Genomic DNA, 26,135 nt, shown 5'->3' with positions numbered 1-26,135 from the left:
CGCTCGCCGCCCATAGACGCACCCGAAGGATTGTTTATGTCGCTGCCGCTCGACTTGCATGTGTTAGGCCTGCCGCCAGCGTTCAATCTGAGCCATGATCAAACTCTTCAATTAAAGTTTTGGCTCAGTGATTACTGATAAATTGACTGTGCTGATACCGAAGTATCAATTTGGTCACTCAGCTCACTGATAAATCTTTTTGACTATCATTTCACGAGTGCCCACACAGATTGCATGGTCAAATTGTTAAAGAACAATACTGATTGGTTAGCGACTTAAGTTGCCGTTCTCCGTATCAGTGAGGCGGCATTATAGAGACTTGATTCACCCTGACAAGGCCTAAATCAACAAAAATTGCCCCAAACAAGCCGTTCGATTACTTTTTAACCCAAAGCCATTTATTTTGAGTAAAAACCAGCTTGAATGACACAGAGAGTAATAAATAAAAATGAAAAACGGAGCGTAATTAACGCTCCGCTTTTCAATTACCCCATTACGCTACATTGGAGCTATTACCCGTTCGCCTCTTACGTTTCCTATCTTTAGGGTGAGTGATAGGGATTGCCGAGAGTAATTTCTTGGTGTATTCCGCTTGCGGGTTGGCATAAATCTCCCTTGCATCGCCCATTTCAACGATTTTGCCGAAATACATTACCGCAACCCGATCGGAGATATGCTTAACCACCGAGAGATCATGGGAAATGAAGATAATCGCTAGGTTCATCTCCTGCTGGAGCTGCAGCAGTAAGTTGAGGATCTGGGCCTGAACCGAGACATCGAGAGCCGATACTGATTCATCGCAAATAAGTAGCCTAGGTTTAAGTGCAATAGCCCGGGCTATCCCTATTCGTTGTCGTTGCCCTCCCGAGAACTCATGGGGATACCGATTAGCGGCTTCTTCAGGCAAACCGACTTTCACCAATAGCTCATTCACCCATTGCTTCCGTTCAACGGGTGTGCCGATATTGTGGATGATAAAAGGCTCTTCCAAAATCATACCTATAGTGTGGCGCTGGTTAAGCGACTCCATCGGATCTTGAAAGATAATTTGTAGCTCCTTACGTAGCGGACGCATTTCTCTGGTAGAGAGCCGGGTAATATCTTTGCCTTCAAAGTAAATCTTACCTTCGGTTGGCTCATAGAGTTTGAGGATCGTCCGTCCAAGTGTGCTCTTACCACAACCTGACTCTCCCACCAGCCCGAGAGTTTCCCCCTGAGAAATAGAGAAAGATACCCCGTCGACGGCTTTAACGGTGTAGCCTCTTTTGAATATCCCCTTGCCCGAGACAAAGTGCTGCTTGAGATTTTCTATCCTTAGTAGCTCGGTCATTACATCCTCTCTTTGTCGCTCAGCCTAGCCCTTAAATTCAGGGAACAAGGTGATATCTATAGGTTTAATCTCTATGGGCTGTTTGGGTTCGCTATCCAAACTTGGCATTAACCCCATCAGTCGCTCGGTATAAGGGTGCTGTGGGTTATCGAACAACTCAAAGATATCGGCAAACTCCACCAATTTGCCCCCATACATTACGGCAACATCATCACAGATCTCTGCCACAACCCCGAGATCATGAGTAATGAAGATCACAGACATCCCAGTATCCAGTTGAAGCTCATAGATCAACTCCAGTATCGAAGCCTGCACCGTTACATCCAGCGCCGTTGTTGGCTCATCACAAATAAGTATGTCAGGTTTACATGCCAGTGCCATGGCGATCATGACACGCTGGCGCATGCCGCCTGATAAATTATGTGGATACTCCTTTAGCCTTTTTTCCGGCATCGGAATTTTGACCTTCTTGAGCATTTCAAGAGAGTACTGGCTTCTCTGCCTCCGACTTAATTCTGGCCGGTGTAGTTCGAGCACTTCATTTAACTGGCTACCTATCGAATGCACGGGATTGAGCGCGGTCATCGGATCTTGGAAAATCATCGCGATACGGTTACCCCGCATGGCATACATTTCTTGGGGGGGCAAGGTTACCAAGTCTGTGCCGCGATATAGGATTTTACCGCCCACGACTTTTCCGTAGGGTTTCGGCAGCAGGCCCATGATCGACATTGCGGTGACACTTTTGCCACAGCCTGACTCGCCAACAATCCCCAACGTCCTGCCCATACGGACATCAAAACTGACGCCATGGAGAATTTTGACGACCCCATCATCCGTGGTGAACTCCGTTTCCAAATCACGCACACTTAAAATCACATCATCTTGCATACGCTACTGACCTTAAAGCTTATAGGCATCATCGATCACTGTGATCGGCTCGAACGTTTTGCCTTTTTTCATGGCTGATTGCGTGGCTTTTTTTTCATCTTCATCAATCCAGAAGGTGGCCAGGTCAACCACAGAGAACATGACTTCGGTATTTTTTGTCATAGCGGGAGAAGGATACTTCATCCAACGCCAGTACCCTTCACGGGTGTATGGCACCATATATCCAGGGACAATCAGGTATTCATCCGTAACGATTTTCTGGATTTGATGGGAAATGGCCTGCTTCTTTTCCAGATCGAATTCTTTGCTATAGCTATCAATCAACTCATCCATTTCTGGAGACCGGTAGTTGGTATGGTTGTTGGTTTGCGGCTTGGCATTTACAGAATGTAGGTATTCCCAGTAAGCCGGGATCTCCCCACCACTCATATTGAGGAAGGCCAAGTCGTGTTTCTTCTCTAGCACATATTTAAAAGCAGAAGAGCCATCGATCAGGTTCAAGGTGAATTCTAGACCTGCTTGCTTTGCCTGCTCTTTGAGATAAGCAATTCGAGGGGTATGAGGCTGGAAGCTATAGGTAATCGCAAAACTCAACCGGTTACCCTTCTCGTTGACCCGGATACCGTCCGGACCAATCTTGTCAAAGCCTGCCTTGTCAAAATACTCTGCCGCCAGTTTAGGATCGAATACCGGCGGTTTATTGTCACTACGGTCATAACCGCCATGGCCGAAGCCCATACCGTGCGGCTTACGCGAATAATCACCTCGCAGCACATTAGCAATCATGCCATCAAAATCCGTCGCATATGTCACACCCGCACGCACATTACGGTCATCCAGCATTGGTTGGGCTGTGTTCATCCACAATCCACCCGCCCCCTGTACAACCTGGTTGAACCCCCAAAACTTATGGATATAACCATCCTGGTACGGTTTGGTATTGGCTTTTTCATGCCACAGGCTTGGCAGTACCAGTCCGAACGTATCGAGATTGCCTTTTTCAAAGTGCTTGCGAGCAATATCGCTATCACGGATCACGGTGAAGCGGACTTTTTCCACATTGTAGCGGTTTTGGTAGTAACGGTTGCTGTACCCCCACCAGTCTTCTCCGACATGCTTGAAGGTCACGCTCTTGCCTTTTTTGACCTTATCCATGTAATAAGGCCCGGTCGTCGGCTCACTTTTGAAGTTGTAGCGGCGGACGAAGTCATCATCGATACCGTCATTGTTCTCGTCTTTTTTGGGCTTAAAGAAGTGCTCAGGACGAGGTTGAAGGCCGTTGCTTGGCAGGTTTATCTGCAGCATCAACTCATCATCGGTCAGTTTCACTGCGGACTTAACGGCAATAGTGAAGTCATCAAACTTTACGACATCCTGGATTTTGTTGGTGAAAAAGTCGTTATACCACGGCGAAACGATATCTTTAGAGCGGTAGTACTTCAACATGAACAAGTAATCATCGGCGGTCACCATTTCGCCGTCAGACCAGCGGGCTTTGGGATCCAGTTTGAAGTAAACCGTTTGGTTGTCATCACCAAACGCCCACTCTCGGGCAAGCTGTGGGATCCACTTTCCGGTATTCGGGTGACGGGCAGCCAATTTCGGTACCCCATCCATAAAGTAATGGCGCAGCCCAGAGTTTGAATCCGGACCAACACTGCGCAGCGTCTGTGGGAAGCTCGCCATATGGGTACGTAAGGTGCCACCAAACTTGGCTTTTGAAGAAGCAAACAAAGGCTCTTCCATGTTTGACTCCCATGTCAAACCAGCAGGTAACTCTGCTGCCTGCACGTAACTACCGAGTGCGGTAAGTAACGCGACAGCTGAAATGTTGAGCATGTTTTTCATTATCAATATCCTTATTCCGACAACTGCAAGCCAAGATTAAACATAACGGGTAAATTTCTTCGGATCGAAGGCGGCCCGTATCGCCTCACCGATAAAGGTCACCATGACCAACACCAAGACAATCGCACTGACAACCGACGTAACTATCCAAGGTGAGTCCAGGTTCGATTTGCCTTGCTGGAGCAACTCCCCCCAACTCGGTGTGGGTGGCATAAGGCCAAGGCCCAGGTAGTCCAATGCGGTAAGGGCGGTAATGTTTGCCGCGATGGTAAATGGTGCCAGCGTCACAATCATTACCATGGTATTTGGCAGAATGTGATTAAAAACGATCCGCATGGTCGAAGCGCCCAGCGCTTTCGCCGCCATCACATATTCCCGGGCCGACTCTTTGTAGGTCATGGTCCTCATGTACCAAGTCATCCCCATCCAACCAAACAACACATTAATCGCAACAAACAAGGCGAAGGTCGGCTGGGTGATCGACACCAGAATCATGATCACATAGAGGAAAGGCACCATTGACCATATCTCTATTAAGCGTTGGACAAACAAATCAAACTTGCCACCGAAAAAGCCCATGGCACAGCCGACAGCCGTTCCTATCGCATAGGAGATAACCATAGTGATCAACGCAAACCCCATCGCTGTGCGAAAGCCATAAACAAGACGAGCAAGGATATCGCGGCCTATTACATCCGTACCTAAATAGTGCTTGTCGGTAACGCTTGGGGCTGTCGGCGGAAAATCACCCGAGAAGTCCTGCTCATAAGGATTCCACGGTACCAACGGCATAATGACGAAATTGTCACCGCCTTGTTCAGTGAACGCTTTTTGCAATTGCCGGTAATCCGTTTCACCGGCAGCGGCCTGGCCAAAATCCGTCGCCAAACGAACATCCGATAAAACAGGAAAGTTGTATTCACCGTTGTATTTCACCACCAAGGCTTTGCTGTTGATCAGTAACTCAGCAAACAGTGACATGACCAACAGGCACGACAACAATAGGAAAGACCAATATCCACGTTTGATTTCTTTGAAGCGCTTGACCTTTTTTAGTGTTAGCGGGTTTAACTTCAACATGATCAGGCTCCAAACTTCACTCGAGGATCGACCAAGGCAACACAAATATCCGAGATAATATTGCCCACCAGCAGCATGGCTGCATTGATGGCGACAATCCCCATCACCACCGGGTAGTCACGCTCAATAATCGATTCATAGCCAAGCAAGCCAATACCATCAATATTAAAAATCACCTCAATCAAGAATGAACCTGTCATGAAAAAAAGCAGGGAGTTGCCAAAGTGACTGGCAATCGGGATCAGGCTATTGCGCAGGGCATGCTTACGAACGGCCTTCTTGAACGGTAACCCCTTCGCGATTGCGGTACGGATGTAATCCGATGAAAGGTTTTCCATCAGGTTATTTTTCATCGTCATTGTCAGGGTGGCAAAGTCACCAATGAGGTAACAGATCAGCGGTAGCACGGCATGCCACATCACATCCTTGGCCCGCTCAAAAAAAGTCTCGTAATCATCGAAGTCATCCCCGACAAATCCCCCCATCGGGAACCACTCAAGGTGATAGCTGAACAGAGTGATAAGCAGTACCCCGACAACATAGCCGGGCAAGGCATAACCAATAAAAATTAATATCGATGAACCAGAATCAAACACCGAGCCATGTTTGAGGGCCTTGTAGTAGCCAAGAGGAATAGAAATAAAATAGCTGATAAAAAATGTCATGCCGCCGTAGAACAGCGAGACCGGCAACCGCTCGGCAATCATATCGGAGACAGGCTCGTAATAACGGGTAGATTCACCGAAATCCAATACCATTAATTTCCCGATCCAGTCGGTGTAGGCTTCTATGACGGGTTTATCCAAGCCGTAAAACGCATTCAACTCGGCGATTTGATCTTCGGATAACGCCGAGTTACCACCAGCTGATGTCATGGCCGCAGCCCCGTCACCTTGAGCCTGCATATTGGCCAGCATTCGTTCAACCGGCCCTCCCGGGACAAGGCGGGTAATAGCAAAGATAAGGATGGTGATCCCAAGAAACGTCGGGATAACCAAAGCTAAACGACGCAAGAAATACGACAGCACGTGTTAACTACTCCATGTTAAACAGGCAAAGTACATAACCTCGATACCACCATTTACCAATGGCGATAAAACAGCGTCGAAAAACGACTGGTTAATTTAACTTTATAATAACAATGGCGTAGAGGGAGAGATTTAACAGGAAAAAGATAAAACAAAGGCCGCGAATGCGGCCTAGGTAACAAAGCAATGTTGGGCGCTGGATTACTGTGCAGCTAACCAAGCCGGCACATCGGCAACACTGTCGAGTACAGTATCAGCCAATTGCTCACCTTCTTCAGTAATCGCTTTGCCGGTGCGGACGAGGATTTTAGTCCCTACTTCCGCAGCAGCAGCGGCTTTAATGTCATCAGCCTTATCACCGATCATCACCGAGCCGGCCATGTCGATCTTCAGGAAGTCACGGGCAGAGATGAACATGCCAGGTTTTGGCTTGCGGCACTTGCAATCCTGCAGGTAGTCACCCTTACCTTCCGTTGGGTGGTGTGGGCAGTAGTAGATACCGTCGAACTCGACACCGTTGTCGACAAAATTCCAGTCCATCCATTCGGTCAGGGTCAGGAACTCATCCTCGGTAAACATGCCGCGGGCAATGCCGGATTGGTTAGTAACTAACACCAACATATACCCCATCGCCTTAAGTTTCTTACAGGCTTCAAACACACCCTCGACATATTCGAAATCATCGGTAGTGTGGACATAACCGTGATCGATATTAATCACGCCATCACGGTCAATAAAAACTGCTGGTTTGGCCAAGCGTCAGCCCTCTGTCTCGCTGTATTCGTTATGCCCCAAATTATGGCACGGCTGGCAATGGGATTCACCTGTTTCTCTCAACCCTATAAAGAAGAACAACCTATAATACTCACACTGGCAATATGGCTATAAAGCCATTTAGACGTCCAGACGTAAAAATATCTATTGACTTCATTTATGTTAGCCCATAGCATCAAAGCCATAGATGCAATTGGCAGACAGGCTTCAAGCATCAATAAAATAATGCAAATGCAATACACAACATAACAATATACCGGTCGCAGCCATTGATGGGCGTGCCCGTCATCAACACGGTATAGGATTTGGGAAAAACGATGATAGAAATAAACAGAGTCAATAAAGTCTTCTATCAGGGGGCCAAGGAGATCCACGCACTGCGTGACATCAACCTGACCATTGAGCAAGGCACCATTTTCGGGGTAATTGGTTCTTCCGGTGCCGGTAAGAGTACCCTGATCCGTTGCGTCAACCTGCTTGAACGCCCAACCAGCGGCCATGTCATTGTCGATGGTACCGACCTGACCCAGCTATCAAACCAGCAGCTGACCCAGGCCCGTCGTAAAATCGGCATGATCTTCCAGCACTTCAACCTGCTGTCATCCCGAACTGTTTTCGACAACGTTGCCCTGCCACTCGAGCTGGCCGGAAGCAGCAAAGCCGCTATCAAAGCCAAGGTCGATGAACTGCTAGAACTGGTTGGCTTGGCTGACAAGAGCGAGTCTTACCCGTCAAACTTAAGTGGCGGACAAAAGCAACGTGTGGCGATTGCCCGTGCGCTAGCTTCTGATCCTAAAGTGCTGCTGTGTGACGAAGCCACCAGCGCCCTAGACCCAGCAACAACCCAGTCGATCCTGACACTGCTTAAAGAAATCAACCGCAAGCTTAACCTGACCATTTTGCTGATCACCCACGAAATGGACGTGGTAAAAAGCATCTGCTCTGAAGTCGCGATCATCGGTGGTGGCGAGCTGGTCGAGAAAGGTCCGGTCGGCGACATCTTTGCCCATCCGAAAACGGAGTTGGCACGCGAGTTTATCCGCTCGACCCTGGATCTCTCCATTCCGGAAGACTACCGTGCCCGGATGGTTGAAACCCGCGTCGATAACAGCTACCCGCTGATCCGCCTTGAGTTTACCGGTGCGTCAGTCGATGCCCCGCTGATTTCCCAGGTGGCTCGCGAGTTCAATATTGATATCAGTATCCTGAGCTCAGACATGGATTACGCCGGTGGCGTCAAGTTCGGTCTGATGCTGGCCGAGTTCTTCGGAACCGAACAAGCGGCAGAACAAGCCATTAACTTCCTTCGCGATCACAAAGTAAATGTAGAGGTATTGGGCTATGTTGCTTGATTCAATCACCACCTGGTGGACCCAGAACGAACGTTTGGTTGATCTATTGATTGACGCCCTAGGCCAAACCCTGATCATGGTCTTTGCCTCTGGCCTGATCGGCTTTTTGATCGGTATCCCGGTCGGTGTTGCCCTGCACCTAACCAAGGCGAATGGCCTGCTGGCCAATCCGGCACTCAACAAAGCGCTCGGCATCGTGACCAATATTGGCCGCTCGATCCCATTTATTATCCTGCTGGTCGCAATTATCCCGTTCACCCGTTTCGTGGTGGGCAGCTCAATCGGTACGGCAGCAGCTATCGTGCCATTGACCGTCGGGGCAATTCCTTTCATCGCCCGCCTGGTTGAAGGTGCACTGCTGGAAGTCCCTACCGGCTTGGTAGAAGCGGCACAGGCAATGGGTGCAACCCCACGCCAGATCATTAGCAAGGTACTGCTACCTGAAGCGCTACCGGGCATCATCAATGCAGTAACGATTACGCTTGTGACCTTGGTAAGCTACTCGGCAATGGCCGGTACTGTCGGTGGCGGTGGCCTCGGTGATGTCGGTATCCGCTACGGCTACCAACGTTTTGACGGTACCGTGATGCTCATTACTGTTGTGATGCTGGTTATCCTGGTTCAGCTTATCCAGTCAGCAGGCGACCACTTGGTCAAACGCTTCGACCACAGGTAACAAGCGGCACGAAAACACACAACATCGATAACAAACAACAGAACAAACATATTCCATCTAGTATTACGGAAAACCCCAGTTTTAAGGAGAAGTAACATGGCTTTTAATTTGAAGAACCTATTCGCCGTCGCCGGCCTGGCATCAGCATTAGTACTGACCGGATGTGGTGAGAAAGAAGCAGTGGTTGATAACAGCAAGGTTAAAATTGGGGTAATGGCTGGCGCTGAAGAGCAAGTAGCTGAAGTTGCAGCAAAGGAAGCCAAGGAAAAATACGGTCTGGATGTTGAGCTGATCACATTCACCGATTACGTTTCACCTAATGCGGCTCTGGAAGAAGGCTCTATCGATGCCAATGCCTTCCAGCACAAGCCATACCTTGACCAGCAAATTACTGACCGTGGCTACAAGTTTGCTGTTGCCGGTAACACCTTTGTTTACCCGATTGCTGGCTACTCAAGCAAAATCGAATCTATCGATGAGCTAAAAGACGGCGACCAGATTGCTGTACCAAACGATCCAACCAACCTTGGCCGTTCACTACTTCTGCTTGAGCAACAAGGCCTACTAAAACTGAAAGATGGTGTTGGCCTGACTGCAACGGTACTGGATATCGTAGAAAGCCCGAAAAACCTGAAGATTGTCGAGCTTGAAGCGGCCCAACTTCCTCGCTCGCTAGACGATGTTCAGCTAGCAATCATCAACACAACCTACGCGAGCAGCATCAACCTAACGCCAGAGCGTGACGGTGTCTTTGTTGAAGACAAAGAATCTCCATACGTGAACCTGATTGTTGCCCGTGAAGACAACGTTGACGCAGAGAACGTCCAGACATTCATCAAGGCATACCAGTCTGACGTCGTTTACGAAGCTGCAAAAGAAATCTTCCAAGGTGGCGTTGTTAAGGGTTGGTAATGGCCTTCTCGAATAACAAATAGCCCCACCTAGAAACACGAAAGCCCCTCAATTGAGGGGCTTTCGTGCTTTATACCTAGCCATTCTTATCATTTATTATTTCTTTTTAACCCTGCCCTGCACGGCTTTTAGGCGCGGGTTCGACTTGCAGATAACGTATATACGGCCGCGGCGTCTGACAACTTGGCAATCACGCTGGCGGTTTTTGGCACTTTTCAACGAACTCAATACCTGCATCTTATTTTCCTTTCTTACCGCCAAACTGGCCAAAGCGACGGTTAAAGTTAGCCATACGGCCTTCCGAACTGATCACTCGTTGCTTACCGGTATAAAACGGGTGGGACTCCGAAGAAACATCCAACGTGAAGTAAGGGTACTCCTTTCCATCTTCCCAAGTGATGGTTTTATCGGTTTTCAGCGTAGAGCCAACCACAAAATACTTATCAACACTGGTGTCGTGGAACACCACTGGGCGATACTCTGGATGAATACCAGCTTTCATTTTGTTTTCCTCAAATCACAACAACACAAAAGATATGTTATAACATAGCACTTGATAACTATTATCAACAAGCGCTAATTGCTTTTTTATGGTATTTTCTGCGTCAAATGAACTAGGCCACCAGTCAGCGAAGCAAAATGCACTACCAAATTGAACCTATCGGCATTGTCCGCTCTCCTTACAAAGAAAAATTTGCCGTCCCGCGCCAACCGGGGTTGGTTCCCAGTGCACGCTCTGAAATCGTCCTTCAAGGTGAGGCCAATGCCCTTGAGGCTGTTCGCGGTTTAGAACAGTTCAGCCATTTGTGGCTTCTGTTTTTGTTTGATCAAAATTTGGAAGCAGGCTGGCGGCCAACCGTTCGCCCACCGCGCCTTGGCGGTAATGAACGCGTTGGGGTGTTTGCCAGTCGGGCAACCTTCCGCCCCAACGGTATCGGGATGTCTGCGGTCGAATTGATTGGGGTCCGTCAACAAGGCAGCGATGTCATCATTGAACTGGGCGGTGTTGATTTGGTCGACGGCACCCCAATCGTGGATATCAAGCCCTACATCCCCTACTCCGATAGCCTGCCCCATGCCCATGGCGGCTTTGCCGATGGCGAGCCGACAACCTTGCCGGTGGTTTTTAGCGAAAAAGCAGAAAGCCAGTTCAAAGGAAAACAACTGGCCCGCCAGCGTATGGTCATTACAGAGGTTCTCGCACAGGACCCACGTCCGGCCTACAAGAAAGGCAAAGAAGACAATAAGGAATATGCCGTCCACCTGTTCGACTACAATGTTAAGTTCACGGTTGCCAACGATGTGGTGACCGTGACGGCACTGGATAAACCGATAACCAAATAATCGACAAAGACGTGGCAAATAACCCAGGGTTATCGATTTAGGGGCATTTTCCCCGCTGTGGCTATCCAATCCCTTTGGCTAACGGCCAATTGGCTGGTAGTATATGCGGTTACCGCCTATATAGGTGGCTGGGGCCTGTCCCCCACATTTCTTATTTTCATCTAAACAAACGGATACCATCAATGCGTACCAGTAACTATCTTCTTTCTACTCTGAAGGAGACTCCAAATGACGCAGAAGTTGTTAGCCACCAGCTAATGCTTCGTGCAGGTATGATCCGTAAGCTGGCTTCAGGTCTTTACACCTGGCTGCCTACAGGTCTGCGTGTTTTACGTAAGGTCGAGAACATTGTTCGCGAAGAAATCAACAATGCAGGTGCTGTTGAGACTTTGATGCCCGTGGTTCAGCCGTTCGAACTATGGGAAGAGACAGGCCGATCTGAAAAGATGGGTGCTGAGCTACTTCGCTTTACTGACCGTCATGAGCGTCCGTTTGTACTTAGCCCGACAGCTGAAGAAGTGATCACTAGCCTTGTGCGTAACGAAGTGAGCTCTTACAAACAGCTGCCGCTGAACCTGTACCAAATCCAGACTAAATTCCGTGATGAACGCCGTCCACGCTTCGGTGTAATGCGTGCACGTGAATTCAGCATGATGGATGCATACAGCTTTGACATTGACAAAGAAGGCCTACAGAAATCTTACGATGCGATGCACGAAGCATACTGTAAGGCATTCGACCGCATGGGTCTTGACTACCGTCCAGTACTGGCAGATACCGGTGCTATCGGTGGTAGCGGCTCTCACGAGTTCCACGTATTGGCTGAAAGCGGCGAAGACTTGATTGCCTTCTCTACCGAGTCTGAGTACGCAGCAAACATCGAAAAAGCAGAAGCACTAGCTCCTGCGACTGAACTGGCTGCGCCAACTCAGGAGATGACACTGGTTGACACGCCAAACGCGAAAACTATCGCAGAGCTTGTTGAGCAGTTTGACCTGCCAATCGAAAAAACCGTTAAGACGCTATTCGTTAAAGCTTCTGACGAAATCGACGCAGAGCTGGTTGCCCTTATCATCCGTGGTGATCACGAGCTAAACGAAGTTAAAGCAGAAAACCTTAAAGACGTTGCTTCTCCACTAGAGATGGCAACCGAAGAAGAAATCCGCGCCCTGATCGGTGCAGGCCCTGGCTCCCTAGGTCCTGTTGGCCTGAAGCTGCCGTTCATCGTTGACCGCTCTGTGGCGGTAATGAGCGACTTCGGCGCTGGTGCTAACGTTGACGACAAGCACTACTTCGGTATCAACTGGGGTCGTGATGTTGAGTTGGGTCAGGTAGAAGATCTGCGTAACGTGGTTGAAGGTGACCCAAGCCCATGTGGTAAAGGCACTATCCAGCTTAAGCGCGGTATCGAAGTGGGCCACATCTTCCAGCTGGGTACAAACTACTCTGAGAAGATGAACTGTGGCGTACTGGGTCCTGACGGCAAGAACGTAATCCTAGAAATGGGTTGTTACGGCATCGGTGTATCCCGTGTGGTTGCTTCTGCGATTGAGCAGAACAGCGACGAAAACGGCATCATCTGGCCTGACGCGATTGCTCCGTTCCAAGTATCTATCGTACCGATGAACATGGCGAAATCAGCTGAAGTGAAGGAAGCGGCTGAGAAGCTATACGCTGATCTGACTGCTGCTGGTATCGAAGTGCTATTCGATGACCGTAAAGAGCGCCCAGGCGTTATGTTTGCTGACCACGAGCTGATCGGTATCCCGCACACTATCGTGATCGGTAACCGCAGCCTAGAAAACGGTGAGATGGAATACAAAGACCGTCGTGCCGGCACCAAAGAAGGTGTTGCAGTGGCAGATATCGTTGAGTTCATTAAGCAGAAAATGGCTTAATCGCAATACGATTTAATTCTCAAAGGCCTCCCTCGTGGAGGCCTTTTTGTTTCAATTTTCTGTATTGGCAAATGATCCGCCAAAGGATATTGTACTACCTAGCAAGTACGCGCATTCTAAGGCAACCAATGAATACAGAAAACGCCCAGCAATTACATTTGGCCTGTAACACCAGCCAACAAGCCAAACTCGAATCAGATAAAGCACTTCAATCTGTCACTGACTTTATCATTACAACGCTCAAGCAAATCGACCAACCCGCTTTTGACAAGGTAACCGCCATCGAGCAAGGTAGCCTTTACGATCGCTGTTGGGCCATTCACTCTGCCATAGAGCAGGCACACCCAAATGCCGCCAACATGTTGTTCAATGCTATTCGCACCGCCGAGTTGCTTAATGAGGCCTGCTCCAGCGCCCGCCGTACCCTTGATGACTTCGAACTTGCCTGTGCAATGAAAGCAAAAATACTAGCTTCCAAGTAGCCTTGTGTTAAGTCTATGTTCCACCATAAGGAAAATTAGGGATATAGTTATAGATATAACTAAAAGAAAGGAGCGCTATGGGCAGGGAAACGCCAAAGATCAGCCTGCTCCTCACCGGAGGAGGAGCGCGGGCTGCCTATCAGGTCGGGGTACTCAAGGCTATTTCTGAATGGTACCCACGGGTGCACCATAGCCCGTTCAGTATTTACTGCGGCACTTCGGCAGGGGCCATCAATGCCACTTCGATTGCTTGCTATGCCTCCTGCTTCAGGTTAGGCGTCAAAAAGCTCGAGTGGATTTGGTCCCGGCTACACAGCCGGCGTATCTTTGCCACGACACCAAGGGGAATGAGCGGCTACCTTGCCAGCCAGTGGTTTGCCCGCCTCCAAGCCCACCATCACGAACGGCCCCCTTTTGGCTTGCTCAACAGCCGCCCGTTGCGCCAACTGCTTAACCAGGTCAACAACTATTCCCGGCTGGAAAAGCAAATTGCGGCAGGGAACCTCCATGGTATCTCTATTACCGCTTCAAGCTACAAAAGCGGCCACTCCGTCAGTTTTTTTCAGGGCCAGCCAGAGATCCCTGAGTGGGACAGGGCCAAATCAAAAGGCCGCCGCTCACTGATCACCACCGATCATCTGCTAGCCTCTTCAGCGATTCCCTTGGTCTTTCCAGCAACCCGTATCGGGCAAGCCTATTATGGGGATGGTTCGATCCACCAACTGGCACCACTGCGCCCATCCCTGAAGATGGGGGCAGATAAAATACTGATCATCGACCTCATCAACCAGAAACTCGATAGCCCAGATCATACCCGTGCCCCCGGCCTAGCAGCATTAGGCGGCCACCTGATGGATACCATTTTCAGTGACACCCTTACTGCTGACCTAGAAAACCTATCAAGGATCAACGCACTGATTGACAGTCTGCCCGAGGCTAAAACGAAGCAAAAGCTGCGAAAGATTGAACACATCCACCTTTCCCCCAGTCAATCATTTGAACAATTGGCCCGCCAATACTACTGTCACCTGCCGCCCATGACCCGGGGGTTGATGCAACTGATTGGTATCAGCCCAAAAGACGACGCTGCAATCACTAGCTATATTCTCTTCGAGCCGGCCTATATCCATGCCCTAATAAAAATGGGGTATGAAGACACTCAGGAAAAAGAAGCCTCCCTTCGCAGTTTCTTAATTAAATCAGATGATTAATAATATAAATTCTGTTTAGGTATTGAAATGGCTTAATAATTGCCTATAGTTACTTCCCTATTTATTTTTTGACACATATATGGATCCACTCCACTGGAACGACAAGCTGGCCGATAGCCAATATGCTAAACCAAGGACAAAACCCCTTGGGGCTGATCAGCGCCTGTTGCTTTTACAAAAATTCCAGGGGAAGCTGGATATTAGCTTGCTATTCGATATATTCAGCCGTGAAGTTGAAAAACAAATAGATATCAGCAGGTTAATATGGAATGCGGACAATACCACAACCCTTGTCCGCCAAGGGCAGAGTACCCAATACCGGCAAACCTTCATCCTACGCTTCAATAAACAGGAGCTAGGAAAGCTGCAATACCACACCCCATATCCTCTAGATAAAGATGAAGTTAACCTGCTTCATACCTATCATCGGCTGTTTGCCGGGCCCCTCGCCTGCGCATTGGAATATCGCCGAGTCAAAAATATGGCACTGCGTGACTACCTCTCAGGCCTTGGCAACCGCAATAGCTTTGAGCAGGATCTCAATCACGCTCTCGCCATGAGTGAAAGGCGCAACATCGGTCTGGTATTGGCTATGTTTGACCTCGATAATTTCAAGCAGGTCAATGACCGCTTTGGCCACCCCGACGGTGACAAAGTGATCCGCCACTTCTCCCTGCTGTTGAAAAAATCAGTCCGAGCTACCGACCGCTGTTACCGTGTCGGTGGTGATGAATTTGCGGTTCTGCTGCAACCGGCAACCGATACGTCAGCCCTGCATGTGATCCGCAGGCTCGATGCCCTGATGGCAGATGATTCAACTTTGCGAACACTGAAAATCGGCTGTTCCAGCGGCTTTAGTGTTTACCAGAAAGGCGATACTAATATCACCCTGGTCGACCGCGCTGACCGTCATCTGTACAAACAAAAGCGTACTCGCTAAATCTCCCTGCCGTCCCCACTCAGTCTTTGGTATAGTGAAGCTTGAAAAGCATGTTTTCGCCAGCCCGCTGCACCTTCCCAGCCGGCTGCCGAAATCACTGTTTATGAAGGACAAACTATGAAAATTTATGAGTGCTGCGAGCAAGTTCGTATGATCTATGCGCAAATCGGTGGTGGTGAGCTAGGCTATATTCCCAATGCGATTCACTGTGCGGTTAAAGCACTGAATGACATCGCTGCCAACGACACGCTGCCAGAAGAGGTTCGTGAACGTGCCGCTTTTGCCGCAGCTAATTTGCTAATGAGCGATCACGAGGACGCATAATGGATCTGAACAAATACGAGACGATGGATCCTGTGATGCTGATGAGCATCGTTAACATGAAGATCCGCGATGAGTTCGGCGATCTGGATGCCTTAGTCAAATTCTACGATATCGACAAGGACAAACTCGTTGCTAAGCTAGCCAGTGCTGGCTTTGACTACCTGCCGGAAGCCAAACAGTTCAGGTAATTTCTGGCGATTGGCGATTGCAAAATCGGGGTCGCAAACAAAAAAACGGAAGCCGAGGCTTCCGTTTTTTATATCTGTGAAACTAATATTCCAGCGGGCTTAGCTTATTAGCCGTTAAATACTGGCAGTAGGTTCGCCATGGCCATCATGTGGAATGCGGCTGTCAATACCCCGAAGGCAATCACGATATAAATCGTTGCATTGCCGCCCGGAACTACGAAACCTTCTTGCTCCGGTGCGCGTTGGCGCAATGTTTTAGCCAATGTCGCCGGGATAATACAAGTCCAAATCGTTGCTGCTGCTCCTGCTAGACCAATCGCCGCGACAAAGCCAAACGGTGCGACTAGCGAGAACACCAATGGCGGAAGGAATGTCACGCCCCAGGTTTTTAGACGGCCTTGCTTGTTATCTTCGAAGCCAAACAGGTCAGCCAGGTAATCGAACACACCCAGTCCAACACCAATAAAGGATGAAACAATCGCAGCAATGGAGAAGATATGAAGCGCTTGTTTGATGCTGTTTGAATCAATCGCTGATGTCAGTGCTGCCATTAGGGCATCCACACCACCGCCAGCCGTCACAACCGGGCCGAAGTCTTGACGCGGTAAGTTACCGAAGATACAAATCACCCAGCCAAGGTAGAATGTCAGGGCAATCACAGTGCCGCCAAGGATCGCTTTCTTAGCACGGTGCTCATCTTGGTAATAATCACGCATCGTACTGACCGAGTGGTGGTAGCCAAACGAGGTTAGCGCAACAGGCAGCAGGGCCAACGCGTAAGCAGAATAAGAGCTTTCAGCTTCCCCTTGGGCAAACAGAGTCGGCACGCTAATGTTGGACGCCAGTCCGGAAACACCCAGCACAAAGCTGATGATCATAAACAGGATCAACACAATGGAGATTCGGTCCACTGCACGGGTAGAGTGCAGAACGAAGGCCGAGCAGAGTGCAACAAACAATACCGACGCCAGTTCACGCGAGACACCCAGCATTTCACTGAAAATCATACCTGACGATGAAATGTACGCGTACAGTAGAATACCACCGACAAAGTATAGAGACAGGTTATTGACTAGGTTAACCTTTTTGCTCAATACATCTTTGGCAACAGTATTAAATGAAGCTTTAAGTTCATAATGTTTCAGTGCTTCCAACAATAACCAGCCAGAAAGCGTCATCATGATCATGGTGAATGAAATGGCGATCACGCTCCATAACGTCCACGCACCCGCACCTGCGCTTGGTAACCCAAGCATGCCTGCCCCAACACAAACACTGGCGATAATGCACGCGCCCCCAAGTGTGGATGGTTTACTCATAATGACTCCTAAACAACATTAATGTATCAGCGTGCTAGTACAATAATGTGTTCTGTAATTTTTCGCAACAGCAGAGGAATCATTTGGATAAAAGATAATCACCCAGATGGAAATATTAGTTTACGTTATGCATTCATAAAAAAATCGCCCAGCCTTATAAAAATAAAGGCTGGGCGACGCATCATCTGGTCATTGCAAGTTCACTGCCTACGGGGGCAAACCTGCCAACAGGGATTTATTTCATCTGGGCGAAATACGCAGCAACATTGGCAATATCCGTATCGCTGAGCATAGAAGCCTGCGGCTGCATGACCATTGCCATACCACCGGTACGTTCTTTATTTTTGTATGCCTTCAGCGAGCTAACCAAATACTGCTCATTCTGCCCTTTGAGGTTAGGGTAGCCCGGTATCACAGCGACACCATCAGCACCGTGGCAAGCAGAACATACTGCGGCTTTCGCTTTTCCAGCAACGGGATCACCCGATGCCATCGCAGGACTTGCCATCATGGCAGCAAACATTACACAAGCTAGAACTTTCTTCATCAGGTCCTCATTATTATTTTCTGTTATCCATTTATCCCCACGACTGGGTATACCTTGTCTCTCGGGTATATTTTGCTGGCACGACAGATACTCAGCTCTTTAAATTGTGCCTTTTTTCAACGATTAATCCACTTTTTCCTGCTCGTAGTGCCAAGTTAGGTCACAATCCTCGCCTGCAAATGCCTCGACGACAAACAGTCCGGCTACCGCTGCCAACTCATCCCCATAAAATACCAATGGCATCCGCCGCCGTTGCCAGCTCGGCACACCGTACTCCTGAAATAGCTTCTTGAGTTTACGTTTACCCACCCGGCCGACCGGCAGGGCTTCCAACCCGGCAGGCTCGAAACGCACCGACATAGGCTCATCAGGCCTTGGCTGGCGAAGTTGCCCTGACGCTGACGTCGCGAGTAGTAGGGTTCCCAATGATGAGGGAAGAGTACAAGCTTGATTGAGCTTCAGTGCTATCACGGTACCCGATACATCTTCATAGGGCTGGATAACATGCAAACGCTGCCTGAAACGCCGGACTTCGACTTTTCCCCAACATACCTTAGGGTTGGCATCAGGCTGGGCCAAGACCACAGAATGCCAAACCTGCTCCAGTTGCGCCTGTGACGGCATTTTTACGCCAACTACCGCAAGCCAATGGCGCAGCAGCGCTTTGCCCCGCCGCTCACTACCAGGCTTATCCGGATGCAAACACGCGATACCCAAGCTCTGGTCGGCCGACATGGCCTGATCAAGTTGCTCAGCAAGTAGCTCTTGCAGCAAGGCCTCCTGCTCTGCGCACAGTGCGGCACTGCGGGTAACCGCCTTGCGGATCCCCGGCCAGCGCGCAGTTAACAGTGGTGTGACTTGGTGTCGCAGGAAATTGCGGTCATAACGCTCATCGTTGTTGCTCTCGTCGTCGACCCAGCCAAGCTGATGTTCATTCGCGTATTGCTCAATGGCTGTCCGTGGCTGGTCAAGTAATGGGCGTACATGCCACCCCGAAGAGAAAGCCATGCGTTTAGGCATTGCCGATAGCCCTGCCGGCCCACTTCCCCGCTTCAGGGCTAGCAACACAGTTTCTAGCTGATCATCGGCATGCTGGGCGGTCAGCAGGATATCACCTGGCTGGATATGCCCCTGTAAGGCGGCGTAGCGGGCATCCCGCGCTTGCTGTTCAACGCTTGTCCGGTTACCCAATGCCAATGTCACTTTCTCAAGTACAAAACCGATCCCTTCCTGTGTCGCCCACTCGGCGCATTGCTGTGCCCAATGATCAGCATTAGTGCTGAGGCCATGATGGACATGTACCGCTTTGCAAGATGCTTCAGGGTGCCGTGCTAGGTAACGCCCCATCAAATGCAGCAGCACCCGTGAGTCCATTCCGCCACTTAGGGCAAGGACAAAACGGGCTGAAGGATCCGAAAGGGATTCAAGGTTGGCTTCAAGGTTGGCATAAAGCATTGAGCGACATCCGAAATAACACACTGCAAAAGTATACCCTCCCAGCCCTGGTAAAGGTAAACCCTGAATAAAAAACGGGCCAGCCCAAAGGCTGACCCGTTATATTCTTTGTCTAGCAAGCCCCTGCAAAGAGGGCTTCTTCGATTAGCAGTAACCGTAGCTCATCAGGCGCTGGTAACGACGCTCAAGCAGTGCTTCGGTATCAAGCTGATCCAGCTCTTCCAACGTCGCTAGGATCTGCTTTTTCAACGACCCTGCCATCTCAACCACGTTACGGTGTGCACCACCTAGTGGCTCTTCGATGATGTTATCGATAAGCTCAAGCTCTTTCAGGCGATCAGCCGTCATGCCCATCGCTTCTGCCGCCTGTGGGGCCTTGTCAGAATCGCGCCATAGGATAGAGGCACAACCTTCAGGCGAGATCACTGAGTAAGTTGAGTACTGCAGCATGTTCACGCAGTCACCCACACCAATCGCGAGTGCACCACCAGAACCACCTTCACCCACAACGTTACAGATAACAGGGACAGTAAGACCGGCCATCTCTTTAAGGTTAGTGGCAATCGCTTCTGACTGGCCGCGCTCTTCCGCACCAACACCTGGGTAAGCACCCGCAGTATCAATGAAAGTTACGATCGGCATTTTGAAGCGCTCTGCCATTTTCATCAGGCGAAGGGCTTTGCGGTAACCTTCCGGCTTTGGCATCCCGAAGTTACGCAGCACTTTCTCTTTAGTCTCACGGCCTTTCTGGTGACCAATCACCATCACCGGGCGACCGTCAAGGCGGGCAATGCCGCCAACCAAGGCTTTATCATCGGCAAACGCGCGGTCACCAGCCAGTTCATCGAACTCGGTAAACATGTTTTCGACATAGTCGAACGTGTATGGGCGCTGTGGGTGACGTGCCAACTGAGCCACCTGCCAAGCACCAAGATCACCAAAGATTTTCTTGGTCAGCTCTAGGCTCTTCTTTTCCAGTTGCTCAATTTCTTTATCCAAATCAACCGATTTAGATTCATCACGGCGAGAAACATCACGCAGTGCTTCGATTTTTGCTTCTAGTTCAGCAATCGGTTGTTCAAACTCAAGGAAGTTCAGGCTCATACCATTTCAGTCCTTTTGCTCATAATTCTGGGTATCTATAACAGATAACTATGGGCTATTTTAATTAAACTCAAGCTCAACCTGCTTATCACCCAGCAAAATTTTGAGATCAGAGATTAGTTGATCTGCCGGGGTTACACGCCACTCTGTTCCCAGAGTCAATTTAGCGCGGGCATTCGAGCGCTGATAGTACACGTTGACAGGTACGGTACCTGCACGGTGCGGTTCCAGCACTTTGCTGAAACGTTCAAAAAACTGTTCATCAATTTGCCTCTCTGTAAGCGAGATGGCAAGGCCGCGTAGGTGCTTTTCTCTCGCATCTGAGATATCTAGCACTTCCCGGGCCGACATTTTAAGGCCGCCATTGAAATCATCAAAGCTGACCTGTCCGGAAACGACCAAAATTCTATCTTTTTCAATCAAATCCAAGTGTCGTTCTAGCGCATCTGAGAACAACATCACTTCCATGCGGCCACTACGGTCATCGAGGGAAAGAATACCAATCCGTGAACCACGCTTGGTTGTCATCACTCGGGCGCCAATAACCAATCCTGCGACGGTGACAACTTTGTCCCGCCCTGTTGGTTGGGCATCTTTTAGACGCCAAGTCGTATAGTGCTTGAGTTCCGGCACATACGCATTGATTGGGTGCCCGGTCAGGTAAAGCCCAAGTGTCTCGCGCTCCCCTTCCAGCCAGACTTTATCTGGCCACTCAGGAATGTTGGCATAAGCGTGCTCAACCTCTTCCGGTGCAGCTGTCAGTACCCCGAACATATCTGCCTGACCAAAGGCTTCGGCCTGATGGTGTTGGCTCGCAGCACGGATAGCATCATCCAACGTTGCCATCATAGCGGCACGGTTCGGGCCTAGCCGGTCCATTGCGCCGGACTTAATCAGCTTCTCAAGTACCCGTTTGTTGACCTTTTTAGTGTCAATACGGGCACAGAAGTCAAACAGGTCCTTAAAGTGGCCGCCCTTCTCGCGTGCGGCAATAATATTTTCGATTGGGCCTTCACCCACCCCTTTCACCGCACCGATACCGTAGACAATGGCACCGTTGTCATCAACGTTAAAACGGTATAGGCCCTTGTTCACATCCGGCGGCAGAAGCTCAAGCTTCATCCGGTGGCACTCATCTACCAGGCCGACGATCTTATCGGTGTTATCCATATCGGCGGTCATTACCGCCGCCATAAATTCAGCCGGATAGTGGGCTTTCAGCCACAATGTCTGGTAGGAAACCAATGCATAAGCAGCGGAGTGGGATTTGTTAAAACCATAGCCGGCGAACTTCTCTACCAAGTCGAAGATCTTCATCGCCAACTCGCCGTCAATGCCGTTCTTCACCGCTCCTTCTTCGAAGGTGGCACGCTGCTTGGCCATCTCTTCCGGCTTTTTCTTACCCATTGCACGGCGGAGCATGTCCGCGCCACCCAGGGTGTAGCCAGACAGGACCTGGGCGATCTGCATCACCTGCTCCTGATAGAGGATGATGCCGTAGGTTGGTTCAAGAATGTCTTTCAGTGACTCGTGCTGCCAAGTCGCATCCGGGTAGGATACTTCCTCGCGCCCGTGCTTACGGTCGATGAAGTTATCTACCATGCCCGATTGCAGTGGACCCGGACGGAACAGGGCTACCAGTGCGATCATATCTTCGAAACAGTCGGGCTGGAGACGCTTGATCAGATCTTTCATCCCGCGCGATTCAAGCTGGAATACCGCAGTGGATTCCGAGCGCTGCAGCATGGCAAACGACTTGGCATCGTCCATCGGGATCGCCGCGATGTTAACCGGCTCCTTGCCCTGCGCTTCAAGACGCGGGTTGATCATCCCCAGCGCCCAGTCAATGATGGTCAGGGTACGCAGACCCAAAAAGTCGAACTTAACCAGGCCCGCGGTTTCCACGTCATTCTTATCGAACTGGGTAACCGGGTTGGCCCCTTCCGCATCACAATACAACGGTGCGAAGTCAGTGATTGTGGTTGGCGAGATAACAACACCACCGGCGTGCTTACCGGCATTTCGCGTCACACCTTCGAGGATGCGACACATATCGATCAGATCTTTGACTTCCTCGTCGGCTTCATACACCTGCGGCAGTTGCGGTTCGGCCTCGAAAGCCTTGGCCAGCGTCATACCCGGCTCTGCCGGTACCAACTTGGAGATTCGGTCAACGAAACCATATGGGTGACCGAGTACACGGCCTACGTCACGGATAACCGCCTTTGCCGCCATAGTACCGAAAGTGATGATCTGAGATACCGCATCCCGGCCATACATCTCGGCAACGTGATCAATAACCTGATCACGCTTATCCATACAGAAGTCGATATCGAAATCGGGCATCGAGACACGTTCCGGGTTAAGGAAACGTTCGAATAGCAAGTCGAATTCCAGCGGATCAAGATCGGTGATATCCAGTGCATAGGCCACTAGCGAGCCCGCACCCGAACCACGGCCCGGTCCAACCGGTACCCCGTTGTCCTTCGACCACTGGATGAACTCCATTACGATCAGGAAGTAACCCGGGAAGCCCATCTGGTTGATTACTTTGAGTTCAACATCGAGGCGCTCGTCATATTCAGGACGACGCTCGGCACGTTCTTTCTCATCCGGGAACAAGAATTTTAGTCGGCGTTCCAGGCCCTCTTGCGACTCCTTGATCAGGAAGTCTTCAATGGTCATCTCCCCAGTCGGGAAGTTAGGCAGGAAGTATTCACCGAGGCGGACGGTCACGTTACAGCGTTTGGCGATCTCGACACTGTTTTCCAGTGCTTCCGGGATATCAGCAAACAGCTCGCACATCTCTTCTTCGCTGCGCAGGTATTGTTGTTCACTGTATAGCTTCGGCCGGTTAGGATCGGCCAAGGTGTAACCATCATGGATAGCCACGCGGATTTCGTGGGCATCGAATTGATCCGGCGTCAGGAAACGTACGTCGTTGGTTGCCACTACAGGCAGTTCAGCTTGCTCTGCCAATTCAATGGCGAAATGCAGGTAGGCTTCTTCATCAGGGCGACCCGTTCGGACCAGCTCAAGGTAGTAAGCATCCGCAAAATGCGTCTGATAAAACTCAACACATTTGCTGACCAATTGCTGGTTACCCTTGAGCAACGCCTTGCCGACATCACCGCTTTTACCGCCCGAGAGCAGGATCAATCCTTTCTTGTGCTCCACCAGCCATTCCTTGTCGATGACAGGAAGGTGCTGGACATGGCCACGCTGATAGGCTTTGGAGATCAACATGGTCAGATTCTGGTAGCCGTCGTTGTCACTAGCCAGCACGGTCAGATCACACAGTTCCTCCCCCATCTCTTCAGACATCACTTTAAAGTCCGCCCCGATGATCGGCTTCATACCGGCACCATGGGCAGCAAAGTAGAATTTCACCAAGCCACACAGGTTGGTGTAGTCCGTCAGCGCCATTGCGGGCATGCCCATGCCAGCCACGGTTTTCACCAGCGGCGGTACTTTGGACAAGCCGTCAACCATAGAGAAGTCACTGTGGACACGGAGATGAATAAAACGAGGTTCAGCCATGACTAACCAGAATAGAGTTGTTCAAAAAACAAGAAGGTGATTATAGCCCAAAGCACCATGGCTGTTGACTCTAATCACCATCTTTTGACACTGCAGGATTTAAAGGGATGCAAAAGCCCGCGGGTTGGCAGGATTATAACCGCCTTCAGTCCAGGCCAAGAATACGCTTGACCGGCTTGAAGCTTTTGCGGTGCTGCTCGATAGCGCCATGCTCAGCCAAAGCCTCGAAATGCGCCTTGGTCGGATAGCCCTTATGCTTGGCAAAGCCATATTGCGGATATTCAGCATCCAGCACTTCCATTTCGCGGTCGCGGGTTACCTTCGCCAAAATAGAAGCAGCGCTGATCTCGGCAACCCGCAGGTCACCCTTCACCACTGCTTGTGCAGCCATCGGCAACTCAGGAATACGGTTTCCGTCGACCAACACAAAGTCAGGCTGGACAGAAAGCCCGGCAACCGCACGCTGCATGGCCACCATGGTTGCCTGCAGGATATTGAGTTGGTCAATCTCTTCCGGCTCACAGCGGCCCAATGACCAAGCCAACGCCTTTTCCTTGATTTCATCAAACAGCAGGTTGCGCTTCTTCTCAGTCAATTTCTTTGAATCCGTCAGCCCCTCGATTGGGTTGGCCGGATCCAAAATTACCGCTGCAGTCACCACCGCGCCTACCAGCGGGCCACGGCCCACTTCATCAACGCCGGCAATGCAGGTTGCTACCGGATACTCAAACGGTTCTAGTTCTTTGCTCATGTTACTTATCAATTAGTTGCAGGACTGCGGCAGCCGCTTTCTGATCAGCGTTACACTTGATCAGCTGGTGCAGCCGGTTAAATTCAGCCATCAGTTCGGTATTGTCAGCGTCGAGGAATCGGTTTACCTCTGCAGCCAAGTTTTCTGGGGTGCAGTCATCTTGCAGCAATTCCGGCACCAATTCGCGATCAGCCAAAATATTGGCCAACGACACATACTTGGTTTTAAGCATTTTCTTGGCCAGCCATGCGGTTAGCGGCTTAACCTTATAACCCACCACCATCGGCCGTTTGACCAGCATACACTCCAGTGCCACGGTGCCAGATGCCAGCAATACCGCATCAGAGGCAATCATGACATTGCGCGCCGTATCGTCGACCAGCACGAAATCGAGTTCAGGTGCCGTTTCACGCCATGCTTGTTCAAACTGGGCCCGGCGCTTCTGGTTAACCAGCGCAACCACAAACCCGAGATCCGGGTGCTGCGCCTTGAGTAGCTTGCAGGTTTCGATAAACGGCGGAGCCAGTAGCTCCATTTCGCCGCCACGGCTACCCGGCAATACCGCCAGCCAGCGTTTGTCCTGCTCAAGCCCTAGTAACTCGCGCGCAGCAGCCTGATCGGTCTCCATCGGGATCGCATCGGCCATCGTATGGCCGATAAACTCGCACGGAACGTTGAACTTGTCGTAGAAGGCTTTCTCGAACGGCAGGAAGGCTAGCACCAGGTTGGTCGCCGCTTCGATTTTGAAGATCCGCTTCTGGCGCCAGGCCCATACGGACGGGCTGACGTAATGCACGGTTTTGATCCCGGCATCTTTGAGGTTACGTTCCAGCCGTAAGTTGAAGTCCGGCGCATCGATGCCGACAAAGACATCCGGCGGGTTGTCGGTGAAATACTTGACCAGCTCAGCCTTGACCTTGAACAGCCTTGGCAGGCGACCGAGCACTTCGACAATGCCCATCACCGCCAGCTCTTCCATATCAAACAGTGTCTCGCAGCCTTCGGCCTGCATCCGAGGCCCGGCTATACCGACAAACTCGGCATCCGGATACTGTTCTCGCACCGCCTGCATAAAGCCGGCACCTAAAATATCGCCGGAGATTTCCCCGGCGACAATTCCTATTCGAAGTGGCTTCGTCAT

The 26,135-nt window shown here is 50.3% G+C and carries 25 protein-coding genes and 1 rRNA gene; 10 read left to right on the top strand and 16 right to left on the bottom strand.

Annotated features, from left to right (window positions below):
- From C9J01_RS26385 to gmhB, 7 genes are all read right to left on the bottom strand, one after another.
- Window positions 1-114, bottom strand: a 16S ribosomal RNA gene (locus C9J01_RS26385); the annotation flags it as partial.
- A gap of 379 nt (window positions 115-493) precedes the next feature.
- The gene (locus C9J01_RS26380) at window positions 494-1,330 is read right to left on the bottom strand and encodes an ABC transporter ATP-binding protein (RefSeq protein ID WP_107301064.1); all 837 of its coding nucleotides are present in this window, start codon (window positions 1,328-1,330) and stop codon (window positions 494-496) included.
- Between the two features lie 24 nt (window positions 1,331-1,354).
- Window positions 1,355-2,221, bottom strand: a complete 867-nt coding sequence (locus C9J01_RS26375) for an ABC transporter ATP-binding protein (RefSeq protein ID WP_107301063.1) — start codon at window positions 2,219-2,221, stop codon at window positions 1,355-1,357.
- Between the two features lie 12 nt (window positions 2,222-2,233).
- Window positions 2,234-4,069, bottom strand: a complete 1,836-nt coding sequence (locus tag C9J01_RS26370; protein WP_107301062.1) for an extracellular solute-binding protein — start codon at window positions 4,067-4,069, stop codon at window positions 2,234-2,236.
- A gap of 36 nt (window positions 4,070-4,105) precedes the next feature.
- Window positions 4,106-5,149: an ABC transporter permease gene (locus C9J01_RS26365; RefSeq protein ID WP_107301061.1), complete on the bottom strand. Its 1,044-nt coding sequence runs from the start codon at window positions 5,147-5,149 to the stop codon at window positions 4,106-4,108.
- A gap of 2 nt (window positions 5,150-5,151) precedes the next feature.
- Window positions 5,152-6,177: an ABC transporter permease subunit gene (locus C9J01_RS26360; protein ID WP_107301060.1), complete on the bottom strand. Its 1,026-nt coding sequence runs from the start codon at window positions 6,175-6,177 to the stop codon at window positions 5,152-5,154.
- A gap of 201 nt (window positions 6,178-6,378) precedes the next feature.
- Window positions 6,379-6,933, bottom strand: a complete 555-nt coding sequence (gmhB, locus tag C9J01_RS26355; RefSeq protein ID WP_107301059.1) for a D-glycero-beta-D-manno-heptose 1,7-bisphosphate 7-phosphatase — start codon at window positions 6,931-6,933, stop codon at window positions 6,379-6,381.
- Between the two features lie 335 nt (window positions 6,934-7,268).
- On the opposite strand from gmhB, the gene metN reads away from it, so the two are divergent.
- The 3 genes from metN (at window position 7,269) to C9J01_RS26340 (ending at window position 9,891) form a co-directional block, all read left to right on the top strand.
- Window positions 7,269-8,303 (top strand): methionine ABC transporter ATP-binding protein MetN, encoded by a 1,035-nt coding sequence (metN, locus tag C9J01_RS26350; RefSeq protein ID WP_107301058.1) that lies wholly within the window; start codon window positions 7,269-7,271, stop codon window positions 8,301-8,303.
- Window positions 8,293-8,979, top strand: a complete 687-nt coding sequence (locus C9J01_RS26345) for a methionine ABC transporter permease (RefSeq protein ID WP_107301057.1) — start codon at window positions 8,293-8,295, stop codon at window positions 8,977-8,979. Before metN ends, C9J01_RS26345 begins: the two co-directional genes overlap by 11 nt.
- 96 nt (window positions 8,980-9,075) lie before the next feature.
- Window positions 9,076-9,891, top strand: a complete 816-nt coding sequence (locus C9J01_RS26340) for a MetQ/NlpA family lipoprotein (protein WP_107301056.1) — start codon at window positions 9,076-9,078, stop codon at window positions 9,889-9,891.
- A 96-nt stretch (window positions 9,892-9,987) separates the two neighbouring features.
- Here the strand turns inward: C9J01_RS26340 and ykgO are convergent, their stop codons facing one another.
- Both ykgO and C9J01_RS26330 read right to left on the bottom strand, forming a co-directional pair.
- Window positions 9,988-10,128, bottom strand: a complete 141-nt coding sequence (gene ykgO / locus C9J01_RS26335) for a type B 50S ribosomal protein L36 (RefSeq protein ID WP_107301055.1) — start codon at window positions 10,126-10,128, stop codon at window positions 9,988-9,990.
- Window position 10,129: 1 nt separating this feature from the next.
- Window positions 10,130-10,393 carry a type B 50S ribosomal protein L31 gene (locus tag C9J01_RS26330; protein ID WP_107301054.1) on the bottom strand — a complete coding sequence of 88 codons (264 nt, stop codon included), beginning with the start codon at window positions 10,391-10,393 and terminating at the stop codon, window positions 10,130-10,132.
- Between the two features lie 137 nt (window positions 10,394-10,530).
- Here C9J01_RS26330 and tsaA point away from each other — a divergent pair, with 137 nt between their 5' ends.
- The 7 genes from tsaA to C9J01_RS26295 all read left to right on the top strand — a co-directional run bounded on the left by tsaA (window position 10,531) and on the right by C9J01_RS26295 (window position 16,278).
- Window positions 10,531-11,235, top strand: a complete 705-nt coding sequence (tsaA, locus tag C9J01_RS26325; RefSeq protein ID WP_107301053.1) for a tRNA (N6-threonylcarbamoyladenosine(37)-N6)-methyltransferase TrmO — start codon at window positions 10,531-10,533, stop codon at window positions 11,233-11,235.
- Between the two features lie 182 nt (window positions 11,236-11,417).
- Window positions 11,418-13,133 carry a proline--tRNA ligase gene (locus C9J01_RS26320; protein ID WP_107301052.1) on the top strand — a complete coding sequence of 572 codons (1,716 nt, stop codon included), beginning with the start codon at window positions 11,418-11,420 and terminating at the stop codon, window positions 13,131-13,133.
- A gap of 128 nt (window positions 13,134-13,261) precedes the next feature.
- Complete coding sequence (locus tag C9J01_RS26315; protein ID WP_107301051.1) at window positions 13,262-13,615, top strand: hypothetical protein; 354 nt, start codon at window positions 13,262-13,264, stop codon at window positions 13,613-13,615.
- Window positions 13,616-13,692: 77 nt separating this feature from the next.
- Entirely contained in the window at window positions 13,693-14,826 is a 1,134-nt protein-coding gene (locus C9J01_RS26310) for a patatin-like phospholipase family protein (protein WP_107301050.1), read from the top strand.
- Window positions 14,827-14,905: 79 nt separating this feature from the next.
- Window positions 14,906-15,766 carry a GGDEF domain-containing protein gene (locus C9J01_RS26305; RefSeq protein WP_107301049.1) on the top strand — a complete coding sequence of 287 codons (861 nt, stop codon included), beginning with the start codon at window positions 14,906-14,908 and terminating at the stop codon, window positions 15,764-15,766.
- Between the two features lie 117 nt (window positions 15,767-15,883).
- Window positions 15,884-16,090 (top strand): YaeP family protein, encoded by a 207-nt coding sequence (locus C9J01_RS26300; protein ID WP_039458213.1) that lies wholly within the window; start codon window positions 15,884-15,886, stop codon window positions 16,088-16,090.
- Window positions 16,090-16,278 (top strand): DUF4250 domain-containing protein, encoded by a 189-nt coding sequence (locus C9J01_RS26295; RefSeq protein WP_107301048.1) that lies wholly within the window; start codon window positions 16,090-16,092, stop codon window positions 16,276-16,278. Before C9J01_RS26300 ends, C9J01_RS26295 begins: the two co-directional genes overlap by 1 nt.
- A gap of 107 nt (window positions 16,279-16,385) precedes the next feature.
- Here the strand turns inward: C9J01_RS26295 and C9J01_RS26290 are convergent, their stop codons facing one another.
- From C9J01_RS26290 to lpxB, 7 genes are all read right to left on the bottom strand, one after another.
- Window positions 16,386-17,597: an aromatic amino acid transporter gene (locus C9J01_RS26290; protein WP_107301047.1), complete on the bottom strand. Its 1,212-nt coding sequence runs from the start codon at window positions 17,595-17,597 to the stop codon at window positions 16,386-16,388.
- Between the two features lie 235 nt (window positions 17,598-17,832).
- Window positions 17,833-18,144, bottom strand: coding sequence for a c-type cytochrome (locus tag C9J01_RS26285; protein WP_107301046.1), 312 nt, complete (start codon window positions 18,142-18,144; stop codon window positions 17,833-17,835).
- 123 nt (window positions 18,145-18,267) lie between these two features.
- On the bottom strand, window positions 18,268-19,599 hold the full coding sequence (gene tilS / locus C9J01_RS26280; RefSeq protein ID WP_107301045.1) for a tRNA lysidine(34) synthetase TilS: 1,332 nt from the start codon (window positions 19,597-19,599) through the stop codon (window positions 18,268-18,270).
- Window positions 19,600-19,743: 144 nt separating this feature from the next.
- A complete protein-coding gene (gene accA / locus C9J01_RS26275) occupies window positions 19,744-20,703 on the bottom strand; it encodes an acetyl-CoA carboxylase carboxyl transferase subunit alpha (RefSeq protein ID WP_107301044.1) in 960 nt (319 codons plus the stop codon).
- 60 nt (window positions 20,704-20,763) lie between these two features.
- Entirely contained in the window at window positions 20,764-24,243 is a 3,480-nt protein-coding gene (dnaE, locus tag C9J01_RS26270) for a DNA polymerase III subunit alpha (protein WP_107301043.1), read from the bottom strand.
- A 145-nt stretch (window positions 24,244-24,388) separates the two neighbouring features.
- Window positions 24,389-24,994 carry a ribonuclease HII gene (rnhB, locus tag C9J01_RS26265; RefSeq protein WP_107301042.1) on the bottom strand — a complete coding sequence of 202 codons (606 nt, stop codon included), beginning with the start codon at window positions 24,992-24,994 and terminating at the stop codon, window positions 24,389-24,391.
- A gap of 1 nt (window position 24,995) precedes the next feature.
- A complete protein-coding gene (gene lpxB / locus C9J01_RS26260; RefSeq protein ID WP_107301041.1) occupies window positions 24,996-26,135 on the bottom strand; it encodes a lipid-A-disaccharide synthase in 1,140 nt (379 codons plus the stop codon).

The organism is Photobacterium rosenbergii, from assembly GCF_003026455.1.
GTDB lineage: Bacteria > Pseudomonadota > Gammaproteobacteria > Enterobacterales > Vibrionaceae > Photobacterium > Photobacterium rosenbergii.
The sequence above is the reverse complement of the archived record's forward strand: the minus strand, read 5'-3'. Positions and strand labels throughout refer to the sequence as shown.

What these genes read in the sequence shown, in the direction of transcription:
- rnhB (WP_107301042.1), bottom strand. Translation starts at nt 24,994, where the DNA reads ATGAGCAAAGAACTAGAACCGTTTGAGTATCCGGTAGCAACCTGCATT.
- C9J01_RS26290 (WP_107301047.1), bottom strand. Translation starts at nt 17,597, where the DNA reads ATGAGTAAACCATCCACACTTGGGGGCGCGTGCATTATCGCCAGTGTT.
- metN (WP_107301058.1), top strand. Translation starts at nt 7,269, where the DNA reads ATGATAGAAATAAACAGAGTCAATAAAGTCTTCTATCAGGGGGCCAAG.
- C9J01_RS26375 (WP_107301063.1), bottom strand. Translation starts at nt 2,221, where the DNA reads ATGCAAGATGATGTGATTTTAAGTGTGCGTGATTTGGAAACGGAGTTC.
- C9J01_RS26305 (WP_107301049.1), top strand. Translation starts at nt 14,906, where the DNA reads ATGGATCCACTCCACTGGAACGACAAGCTGGCCGATAGCCAATATGCT.
- dnaE (WP_107301043.1), bottom strand. Translation starts at nt 24,243, where the DNA reads ATGGCTGAACCTCGTTTTATTCATCTCCGTGTCCACAGTGACTTCTCT.
- tilS (WP_107301045.1), bottom strand. Translation starts at nt 19,599, where the DNA reads ATGCTTTATGCCAACCTTGAAGCCAACCTTGAATCCCTTTCGGATCCT.
- C9J01_RS26330 (WP_107301054.1), bottom strand. Translation starts at nt 10,393, where the DNA reads ATGAAAGCTGGTATTCATCCAGAGTATCGCCCAGTGGTGTTCCACGAC.
- accA (WP_107301044.1), bottom strand. Translation starts at nt 20,703, where the DNA reads ATGAGCCTGAACTTCCTTGAGTTTGAACAACCGATTGCTGAACTAGAA.
- C9J01_RS26365 (WP_107301061.1), bottom strand. Translation starts at nt 5,149, where the DNA reads ATGTTGAAGTTAAACCCGCTAACACTAAAAAAGGTCAAGCGCTTCAAA.
- lpxB (WP_107301041.1), bottom strand. Translation starts at nt 26,135, where the DNA reads ATGACGAAGCCACTTCGAATAGGAATTGTCGCCGGGGAAATCTCCGGC.
- C9J01_RS26380 (WP_107301064.1), bottom strand. Translation starts at nt 1,330, where the DNA reads ATGACCGAGCTACTAAGGATAGAAAATCTCAAGCAGCACTTTGTCTCG.
- C9J01_RS26315 (WP_107301051.1), top strand. Translation starts at nt 13,262, where the DNA reads ATGAATACAGAAAACGCCCAGCAATTACATTTGGCCTGTAACACCAGC.
- C9J01_RS26340 (WP_107301056.1), top strand. Translation starts at nt 9,076, where the DNA reads ATGGCTTTTAATTTGAAGAACCTATTCGCCGTCGCCGGCCTGGCATCA.
- C9J01_RS26310 (WP_107301050.1), top strand. Translation starts at nt 13,693, where the DNA reads ATGGGCAGGGAAACGCCAAAGATCAGCCTGCTCCTCACCGGAGGAGGA.
- tsaA (WP_107301053.1), top strand. Translation starts at nt 10,531, where the DNA reads ATGCACTACCAAATTGAACCTATCGGCATTGTCCGCTCTCCTTACAAA.
- C9J01_RS26285 (WP_107301046.1), bottom strand. Translation starts at nt 18,144, where the DNA reads ATGAAGAAAGTTCTAGCTTGTGTAATGTTTGCTGCCATGATGGCAAGT.
- C9J01_RS26300 (WP_039458213.1), top strand. Translation starts at nt 15,884, where the DNA reads ATGAAAATTTATGAGTGCTGCGAGCAAGTTCGTATGATCTATGCGCAA.
- C9J01_RS26295 (WP_107301048.1), top strand. Translation starts at nt 16,090, where the DNA reads ATGGATCTGAACAAATACGAGACGATGGATCCTGTGATGCTGATGAGC.
- C9J01_RS26320 (WP_107301052.1), top strand. Translation starts at nt 11,418, where the DNA reads ATGCGTACCAGTAACTATCTTCTTTCTACTCTGAAGGAGACTCCAAAT.
- C9J01_RS26370 (WP_107301062.1), bottom strand. Translation starts at nt 4,069, where the DNA reads ATGAAAAACATGCTCAACATTTCAGCTGTCGCGTTACTTACCGCACTC.
- C9J01_RS26345 (WP_107301057.1), top strand. Translation starts at nt 8,293, where the DNA reads ATGTTGCTTGATTCAATCACCACCTGGTGGACCCAGAACGAACGTTTG.
- ykgO (WP_107301055.1), bottom strand. Translation starts at nt 10,128, where the DNA reads ATGCAGGTATTGAGTTCGTTGAAAAGTGCCAAAAACCGCCAGCGTGAT.